The sequence below is a fragment of the Methylobacterium sp. J-048 genome (assembly GCF_022829515.1).
GTDB lineage: Bacteria > Pseudomonadota > Alphaproteobacteria > Rhizobiales > Beijerinckiaceae > Methylobacterium.
On record NZ_JAKSYL010000265.1, the window covers coordinates 20,838 to 27,961 of the forward strand.

Sequence of the window (7,124 nt, forward strand, 5' to 3'; positions counted from 1 at the left end):
ATGCCAACCGTCATCGATGCCCTCGTGGTGACCCTCGGGCTCGACCCGAAGGATTTTACTAAGGGCCAAAAGGATGCCGCCACCGCCTTCCTGAAGACGAAGGAGGCCGCGACCCGGACCGGCAAGGACATTGAGAGCGCCAGCCAGAAGGCTGCGGACTCGATCGACCGCATCGCCCGCAACGCTCTCAAGCTGTTCGCCATCTTCACGGCCGGGCGGGCGGTGAAAGACTTCGTGCAGGACATCACCAGCGCCGACAGCGCTATGGGGCGGCTGGCACAGCGGATCGGCTCGACCCCGGAGGCCATCTCGGGGCTCGCTAATGCGGTGGCTCGCAACGGCGGCTCGGCGGACGCGGCAGCCGGCTCGTTCCAGAAGCTGTCCGACACCATCATGGACCTGAAGACCACCGGCAATTCAGGTGCGCTCCCTTGGTTCGCCAAGCTTCAGGGGCTGAGCGGTCAGCAGATCCGGTTGAACACCGACCTGACCTCGACGTTCGGCGACCTTGCCGACGCAGCCAAGGGCACCGCAGACCGGGCCGGCGCCCCGATGGCGAACTACCTGCTGCGGCAAGCTGGTGTGGACCAGGACACGGCTGCGTTGCTGATCCAAGGCCGCGCCAAGCTGATGGAGGCGTTGGCGAAGTCCGGCAAGGTCGGACTGGTGCGCAAGGAGGACACCGAGGCGGCGCAGCGGCTTCAGACCTCGATCGAGACCCTGCGGCAGACCTCGGAGAGCTTCGGCCGAGCGATCATGACCCGGGTGACGCCGGTCATCGTCGACCTGATCGAGCGGTTTCAGCGCTGGATTGAGGCCAACAAGGATTGGATCCAGTCCGACATCGTCGCCAAGCTGGAGGAGTTCGCGAAGGCCCTGCGCGAGATGCCGTGGGATCAGGTCGGGAAAGGCATTCGGGATTTTATCGTTGGTGCCAACGATGCGGCCAAGGCAGTCGGAGGCTGGAAGACCGTCGCGGAGGCGTTCTTCGGGCTCTGGGCTGCCACCAAGGTCGGGGCCGTGCTAGCGCAGATCGCTATGATCCGCGCCGCTTTGGTCACGGGCAACACCTCTCTCCTGGCAGCCATGCTCCGGGTGGGTCTGCCGGTCGCCATCGGTGCGGTTGCGACCGGCCACGGCTATCAAACGCCGGAGCAGGCGGCCGCCGACCCGGATCAGGCGCAGTTGCAGCACGACGGCATCGACCGTCGCGAGCGCGTGCGTGGTGCCATCAGCCGGGGCTGGAACCGGGTGAAGCGCATCTTCGGCGGTGGCGAGGCTGAGGCGGCCGATGGTGGCGCCGGCATCCGCACCAGGGCGCATCGCGCCGCCCGCGGCGACCAGTCCGGCGGCGTGGCGGCCAACCCAGGCGCCTACAAGGATGTGCTGGATCATATTGCCCGCTCAGAGGGTACCGCGAGCCAACCCGGCGGTGGCTACAACACCTCGCTCGGCTACGGGCGGTACCTGCCTGGCGGCAAGGAGCAGAACCTCACGGGCAAGACGCTCGACGAGATCCTGGCCCTCGGCAACCACATGCGCCGTCAGCCGGGGAACCCGAATTCGTCAGCGATGGGACGCTACCAGATCGTCGGCGACACCCTTCGGGATCAGATGCGCAAACTCGGGCTCAAGGGTAGCGACCTGTTCGACGAGAAGACGCAGGACCGGATCGGGGCCAACCTCGCCCGTCAGCGCGGAGCGAACTCCTACGGCCTCCGACAGGAATGGGCCTCGCTGATTGGGGCTAAGAACGCCACCGCCGTAGCTCTCATGCAGAAGGTCGACCCGAAGGCGTCCACGATGCCGCTGCCGAGCCAGCGGGAACAGGACATCGCCACCATCCAGGCAGCGGCGAAGGACTTGCGTCCCGCCACTTCGGTTGCGCGCCGACCGGATATCCTCGCCGACCCGAAAGACGAGCGGCGCCAGGTGCCGGCAGCAGCGCCGGCTCCGTCAGCCTGGAACGGCTACCCGCAAGCCAACCTGTTCGTGGCCCAGGCTCAGGCCGCCCAGGCAGCTCAGGTCGCCAACACCACCAACGACAACCGGCAGTCGAGCACCCGCACGGACACCACACACATGCACGGCGACGTGATCGTCAACAGCAGCGCGTCGAATGCGGATGGCCTAATCGGCGATCTGAAGCAGAGCCTGAAGGGCCGCGCCTATGCGATGGCGGCCAACAGCGGACAGGCGTGATCAGTGCGCCGGGCTGAACTTCGTGCCATTCCAATAGAGGGTGGCGCCACACGGTTCTACTCCGGCCTTCCCACAGGCCGAGCCGTGTAGGCCGAGCAGCATCGCAGACCGTCCACCTATCTTTCGGAACCGGACCTCTTGGACGTTCTCGTCCAGGACCTTGATGAAGCGGCCATCTGATGAGGCAAATATCTGCATGGTGCAGCCTGCCGAGCCGCACCAGTATGTGATGTTATCCCCACATTGGAAGCGACCGTAGTCGAGGATGAAGTCGGGTACGCCGTCGCCGTTCACATCCTGTCGCTTGATAAAGCCGGGCTTGAGTGTGGTCGGGTCCGGACTGCAGGTTTTCTTCGCCTCTGCGATGGCTACCGCCACGGGCGGCGGAAGATCCTGTGCCACGGATGCAGTGGCTGCGACTGCGAGGATCACGGCGGCGAGGGTGTAGCGCATTTCGACAAGATAACCGCTAAAGCTAGAGTATCGACAACTGTATGATACGATATGCGTCTCTGTCCGACTAATTCGACAATTTATCTTTTTCGCCTTTTAGCCAGGCGATTTACCGCTTGATTTTGTGAAGTCTTTGCAACTCGGGGCTGTGTTTTTGCATTTGCATTCTCATCTTTTTTGACAGCAATGGTCTGCCGGCCAAATGTAAGAAATGCGGCTACGACAGTCGCTATTGATGTCGTTGCAATAGTAGCAGCTGAAATAGGATAGCCAATATGTGCTATATAAGCCGACAGCGCTAAAGCCCCAAATGTATATACTCCCGCAAGCCACTGAGATAATCTACGTTCGCCACGAATAAAGCCCAACTGCGTTTTTTGCAGATCGAGTCGATCTCGATCCATTTGTCGCCTATGCTCGGCTTCAAGTTCGAACTGCCTAAAAACTCGCTCGGAACCGTCTGCGACTGCCCGACCATAACCTTCAACAAAGCTAGGAGGCGGCAGCGGCCCCTTCCAGCCAGCGACAACGCTTGTTACTTGATTGCTGTCCTCTTCTGGAAACGAGAACGCCGGACCTAAGGCCGGCGCTCTATCCATCACTGGCGCAGCACGGCTTGGATCAGTCGTGCTCGGTAGCTTCGCCATTGATCCTATCGACGCTCTTCTTCATGTCTTCGCCCAATCGATACCAGTCGCCTACTAGGGCTTCCATGTCCGTTCGTTCTGGCGGCTGCTCAACCTCAAATCCTGACAGCGAGGCATCAGGCGCGAAGGATCCATAATCAGCTAGCCCCCCAAGGAATGAGCCTGGGCGTAAACGGTGAAGGTTCAAAAAATGGGGCTTTCTATCTTCCTGAGACATCCGGGCCTCCCTCGGTTTCGGGCCAGTACGCGGTGCCTAACGATCACATGGTATCGCTCAGTTGGGGGTTAGCAAGGTGCTTAAGCGCACACTTCACCTCAATCGTATCGGGGGGGGCGGTTAACGCTGAGCGAACCAGAAGGGATGTGCAACAACCGAGCATGGAAGGGCCAGTCGATTCCGGCAGCCATCCATGACGCTCCTACGACTGTTTCGTCTTCAGCGCCTCTTCCACGAGGCGGGGGATGGGGTCAGTGCCGCGTGCTGATGGGCACGGCACCGAAAGATGCGATGCCGTCCCGCTCCACGGCCTCGGCGAATGCACAGTAGGCGTCTTGCTCGGTTGCAAAGCGCTCCTGCCATTCGGTGCTGCCGCTCGACATGTGAATGACAGCCAGCTGCCATGGATCCTGCGTGCCGGCGAACCGATAGATTTCCACGTCGACCGTCTCACCATCGCGGCTAAAAGAGCCGGATAGTGGGGAGTGCTCGAACTCGCGATCGTCGTCTTCCACGATCAGCCCCGTCAGGATTGCTTCGCCTTCAACGCCTCTTCCACGAGGCGACGGATGGCTTCCGGTCGCGATGGCTGCGGCTCCGGTTGAGCCTCGATCCAGGCATCAAGGGGGCTGAGCTGATCGGCATGCATGCGGACGACGATCTGCGTCCCCTTACCCGTTGGGGCCGGGCCGCGCCGTTTCTTTGCTAGCAAGGTTTCTTGCATCCACATACGAACCGTGATAGCACAATAACGAGCCGACCGGAAGGTACGAACTTCCAGCCGGCCCTGACCACCAACCGCACCAGGAGTGCTGTTCATGGCTATCCACCACCCTACACCGCCCATCGGCGGCGGTGAACGCCCGCGCTTGCCTTCAGCACAGGTAGGACCGGTTACACAGGCCATCAGGGCGATGCGGGCGGTCGATCCCGCAGATCAGGCGATTGCTGATCTTCAGGACGGACTGGACCGGTTCTTCGAGGATTCGGTCAAATCCCGCACGGTGCGGTTTTCGCCGCGCGGCACGGCGCAATTCACCCACGGCATCCGCGCCCTGTCCCGCACCGAGGTCGAGAACCTAGTCGAGGGGCTGATCGATCTCCTCGACGGCTGGGACGGCGACGCCGACCGCGAGCCGGAGACTGACCACGAACCAGATGTGGATCGTGAGCCCGAGGAGCAGGACGGCTGTGCGGCCGAGTGGACCGGCCGGGGTATCCACTACTTCAACCGGGGAGTCGCGGCATGAGCGCGCCTGTTTCCCGCCGCGACAACCTCGCCAACGTCATCTTCGACATGGAGACGATCGTCCGCGACTGCGTGAAGTGGGGCGAGGCCGTGCGCGACCTCGGACTGTGCGAGAACGACGTGAAGGCCAGCGGCCTCTGGGTCATCGGCAACGCCATCATGGAGAACGCTCGGCAGGTCGAGGCCGAATGGGAGCGTTGCTTCGATCTCTCCCGTTCGCTGCGGGAGGGCGCTCGATGACCGCCTCCACCCGCCGCGCCGCGCTCGGCGCCATCCTCGCCGCCCCGCTCACAGGTGGGGCCGTCATGGCCCTCCCTCTCGGAGCGGTAGCGGCGCCTTCCGACCTCGCTCAGGCCTGTGATTGGGCGATCCACCACCGAGCCTGGATCAACCACGGTTCGGATGCTGAAGACTGGGACGACGACCGTATCGGCTTCGAGAGCGATCGGCACGAAGCGGTGGTGGTTCGCGCTGCGAGCGAGCCCTCTAGAAGCCCGGCGGATCTAGCGGCGAAGGCTCGGCTGCTGCTCGACGAGTGGGCTAGCACTGGCCTGCTGAAGAGCACCTACGGTGACGAGCGGCTCGCTGCTACGATCCTGCAGGAGGTGATCAAGCTATGCGCCTGATCAGCCCATTCATCATCGCGGTGGCGTGGTGGCAGATGCGGCGGGTCCGCCGTGCCGGTGACGACATGCGCCGGGCCAGGGAAGGCCTCCGCCAAGCGGATTACCTCGCCACCCGCGCTCTGCGGACCCTGATCGCAGTCGGTCAAGGCCCGGTCCCGCGCACGCTCAGCGGCGTGCCGGCGATCCCACCGATGCCGGTGTTGTGTCGGTAGGGTGGGGGACGCGTCCCCCACCTTGGGGAGCGATTAAGGCATCCACGCCCGCCTGCCACCGTCGAAGTGAAACCGAGGCGGGCGTGGAAGGTCGGAGGGGGCCCCGACGAGCTAGACAGTACAGGCCAACCTTTACCAGTTGATTTCCGCAGCCCCTGAATGCCGTCCACCCCGGTACGCAGCTGACCGGACAGATCCGCCATGTCTTCGTGGATATGGTCGTGGGTAGCTACCAACATCTAGGAGCTAAGTATCTGATGAAAAACAACGAAATTACGCCGTCGGGCGGACCCCCTCTCCGCCATTCGGTCCCTAAACACCTGCAATAGCGGTATCTTTTTGGTATCGTAGGCTTTTGAGCGCGCTCCTGCTACGAAGGAGTGCTACGAAGCCATGAGGTCGATGGTGGGTCTGGTCCAGCGCCGGGGCATCTTCTATTACCGTCGCACCATCCCGGAAGCCCTGCGGCCGGACATGCCATTCGTGCTCGCGTCGGCCGCGCCGGGCGTGTTCAGCGAGGCCGCGCCTGTCACGTTGAAAGGGAGCCGAGCCGGCCGGGAGTTCTGGGTCAGCCTCGGTACGCGTGACGCCGACTTGGCTCGCGAGAGCGCGCGCCACCTGGACAGAGAGGCGGACGCGCTGATCAGCCTCACCAGGCGTCGTTTGGCCGTTCACACAAAGCCAAAAATCTCACACCTCGACGAACTGACGATCAAAAGTTTGGTCGCGACGTTTCGGCATCGCAAGCTAGCCAACGATGAGAGCCGACGCCGTGGGACTCAGCCGTTGAGCCAAGCCGAGTTCACTGCGTTGGGCAGAGAGATCGAAGCCCGAGAGGCGGAACTGCGCGAAGCGAACGCGCGCGGCGATTGTGGGGCGACCCATTTCGATCTCGATGCAATGACGACGGTCTTCGAAGCGGGCCTCCATCTCGAGTTTGGGTCCCAGGCGGACCGAGGTGTCCACTTAGCGTTCGTCGAAGCCGAGCTTGATCTCATGACGATCATCAAGGATCGGCAGAACGGTGCGACCCGTCCGACACCGTCGTTTATCCCGACGGAAACCATCCCAACGACACAGGATTTCGCGACTACGCCGCCAACTCAGAAGCCCGACGCGCCAACCGTTGAAACGATTCTGGAGGGCTGGAGCCGCGACCACCAACCAGTGGAAAAGACCGTCTATACATTTTCGAGCAAGGTAGAGCGGTGGGCTTCTTTCCTCGCAGAGCGAGGCGGCTCGTTTCAGACTGCGACGTTGTCGGACGCGTCGGACTGGAAGCTTGCATCCCTCGCCACTCGGTCGGCAAAGAGCGTGTCCAACGACATTTACGCCGTCAAAGCGATCTATAGCTGGGCAGTGGCAAACGGAAAATGTCTAAGACCCCGTTTCATAAGGCTCTGGCGAGCCGCCTGACGAGGATCATGGCCGCGGCGAGCACGAGGAAGGCGAGAGCGGAGGACGGGGTCGCTTCGTGGTCGCGCGCGAGCCTGCGGCAGCGGCTGATCCAACTGAATG

Annotated in this window: 10 protein-coding genes and 1 pseudogene; 6 read left to right on the plus strand and 5 right to left on the minus strand. The window is 62.6% G+C overall.

Features of this window, described 5'->3' with window-relative positions:
- The gene (locus tag MKL09_RS26760; protein WP_244025041.1) at positions 1 to 2,202 is read left to right on the plus strand and encodes a hypothetical protein; all 2,202 of its coding nucleotides are present in this window, start codon (positions 1 to 3) and stop codon (positions 2,200 to 2,202) included.
- On the opposite strand, the gene MKL09_RS26765 is transcribed toward MKL09_RS26760, so the two are convergent.
- From MKL09_RS26765 to MKL09_RS26780, 4 genes are all read right to left on the minus strand, one after another.
- On the minus strand, positions 2,203 to 2,655 hold the full coding sequence (locus tag MKL09_RS26765) for a hypothetical protein (RefSeq protein WP_244025042.1): 453 nt from the start codon (positions 2,653 to 2,655) through the stop codon (positions 2,203 to 2,205).
- A gap of 80 nt (positions 2,656 to 2,735) precedes the next feature.
- Complete coding sequence (locus MKL09_RS26770) at positions 2,736 to 3,302, minus strand: DUF2335 domain-containing protein (protein WP_244025043.1); 567 nt, start codon at positions 3,300 to 3,302, stop codon at positions 2,736 to 2,738.
- Between the two features lie 468 nt (positions 3,303 to 3,770).
- Entirely contained in the window at positions 3,771 to 4,034 is a 264-nt protein-coding gene (locus tag MKL09_RS26775; RefSeq protein WP_244025044.1) for a hypothetical protein, read from the minus strand.
- Between the two features lie 11 nt (positions 4,035 to 4,045).
- Entirely contained in the window at positions 4,046 to 4,339 is a 294-nt protein-coding gene (locus MKL09_RS26780) for a hypothetical protein (protein WP_244025045.1), read from the minus strand.
- Here MKL09_RS26780 and MKL09_RS26785 point away from each other — a divergent pair.
- The 5 genes from MKL09_RS26785 (at position 4,338) to MKL09_RS26805 (ending at position 7,022) form a co-directional block, all read left to right on the plus strand.
- Positions 4,338 to 4,769, plus strand: a complete 432-nt coding sequence (locus MKL09_RS26785) for a hypothetical protein (protein ID WP_244025046.1) — start codon at positions 4,338 to 4,340, stop codon at positions 4,767 to 4,769. The genes MKL09_RS26780 and MKL09_RS26785 overlap by 2 nt on opposite strands.
- Positions 4,766 to 5,008 carry a hypothetical protein gene (locus MKL09_RS26790; protein ID WP_244025047.1) on the plus strand — a complete coding sequence of 81 codons (243 nt, stop codon included), beginning with the start codon at positions 4,766 to 4,768 and terminating at the stop codon, positions 5,006 to 5,008. Before MKL09_RS26785 ends, MKL09_RS26790 begins: the two co-directional genes overlap by 4 nt.
- Complete coding sequence (locus tag MKL09_RS26795; protein WP_244025048.1) at positions 5,005 to 5,394, plus strand: hypothetical protein; 390 nt, start codon at positions 5,005 to 5,007, stop codon at positions 5,392 to 5,394. The genes MKL09_RS26790 and MKL09_RS26795 overlap by 4 nt, the downstream gene beginning before the upstream one ends.
- Entirely contained in the window at positions 5,385 to 5,606 is a 222-nt protein-coding gene (locus tag MKL09_RS26800) for a hypothetical protein (RefSeq protein ID WP_244025049.1), read from the plus strand. Before MKL09_RS26795 ends, MKL09_RS26800 begins: the two co-directional genes overlap by 10 nt.
- A gap of 402 nt (positions 5,607 to 6,008) precedes the next feature.
- Entirely contained in the window at positions 6,009 to 7,022 is a 1,014-nt protein-coding gene (locus MKL09_RS26805) for a DUF6538 domain-containing protein (RefSeq protein WP_244025050.1), read from the plus strand.
- Here MKL09_RS26805 and MKL09_RS26810 read toward each other — a convergent pair.
- Positions 6,997 to 7,124 (minus strand): annotated as a pseudogene (locus MKL09_RS26810) (IS5/IS1182 family transposase); the annotation flags it as partial. The gene MKL09_RS26805 and the pseudogene MKL09_RS26810 sit on opposite strands and share 26 nt — an antisense overlap.

What these genes read in the sequence shown, in the direction of transcription:
- MKL09_RS26760 (WP_244025041.1), top strand. Translation starts at nt 1, where the DNA reads ATGCCAACCGTCATCGATGCCCTCGTGGTGACCCTCGGGCTCGACCCG.
- MKL09_RS26765 (WP_244025042.1), bottom strand. Translation starts at nt 2,655, where the DNA reads ATGCGCTACACCCTCGCCGCCGTGATCCTCGCAGTCGCAGCCACTGCA.
- MKL09_RS26770 (WP_244025043.1), bottom strand. Translation starts at nt 3,302, where the DNA reads ATGGCGAAGCTACCGAGCACGACTGATCCAAGCCGTGCTGCGCCAGTG.
- MKL09_RS26785 (WP_244025046.1), top strand. Translation starts at nt 4,338, where the DNA reads ATGGCTATCCACCACCCTACACCGCCCATCGGCGGCGGTGAACGCCCG.
- MKL09_RS26780 (WP_244025045.1), bottom strand. Translation starts at nt 4,339, where the DNA reads ATGAACAGCACTCCTGGTGCGGTTGGTGGTCAGGGCCGGCTGGAAGTT.
- MKL09_RS26790 (WP_244025047.1), top strand. Translation starts at nt 4,766, where the DNA reads ATGAGCGCGCCTGTTTCCCGCCGCGACAACCTCGCCAACGTCATCTTC.
- MKL09_RS26795 (WP_244025048.1), top strand. Translation starts at nt 5,005, where the DNA reads ATGACCGCCTCCACCCGCCGCGCCGCGCTCGGCGCCATCCTCGCCGCC.
- MKL09_RS26800 (WP_244025049.1), top strand. Translation starts at nt 5,385, where the DNA reads ATGCGCCTGATCAGCCCATTCATCATCGCGGTGGCGTGGTGGCAGATG.
- MKL09_RS26805 (WP_244025050.1), top strand. Translation starts at nt 6,009, where the DNA reads ATGGTGGGTCTGGTCCAGCGCCGGGGCATCTTCTATTACCGTCGCACC.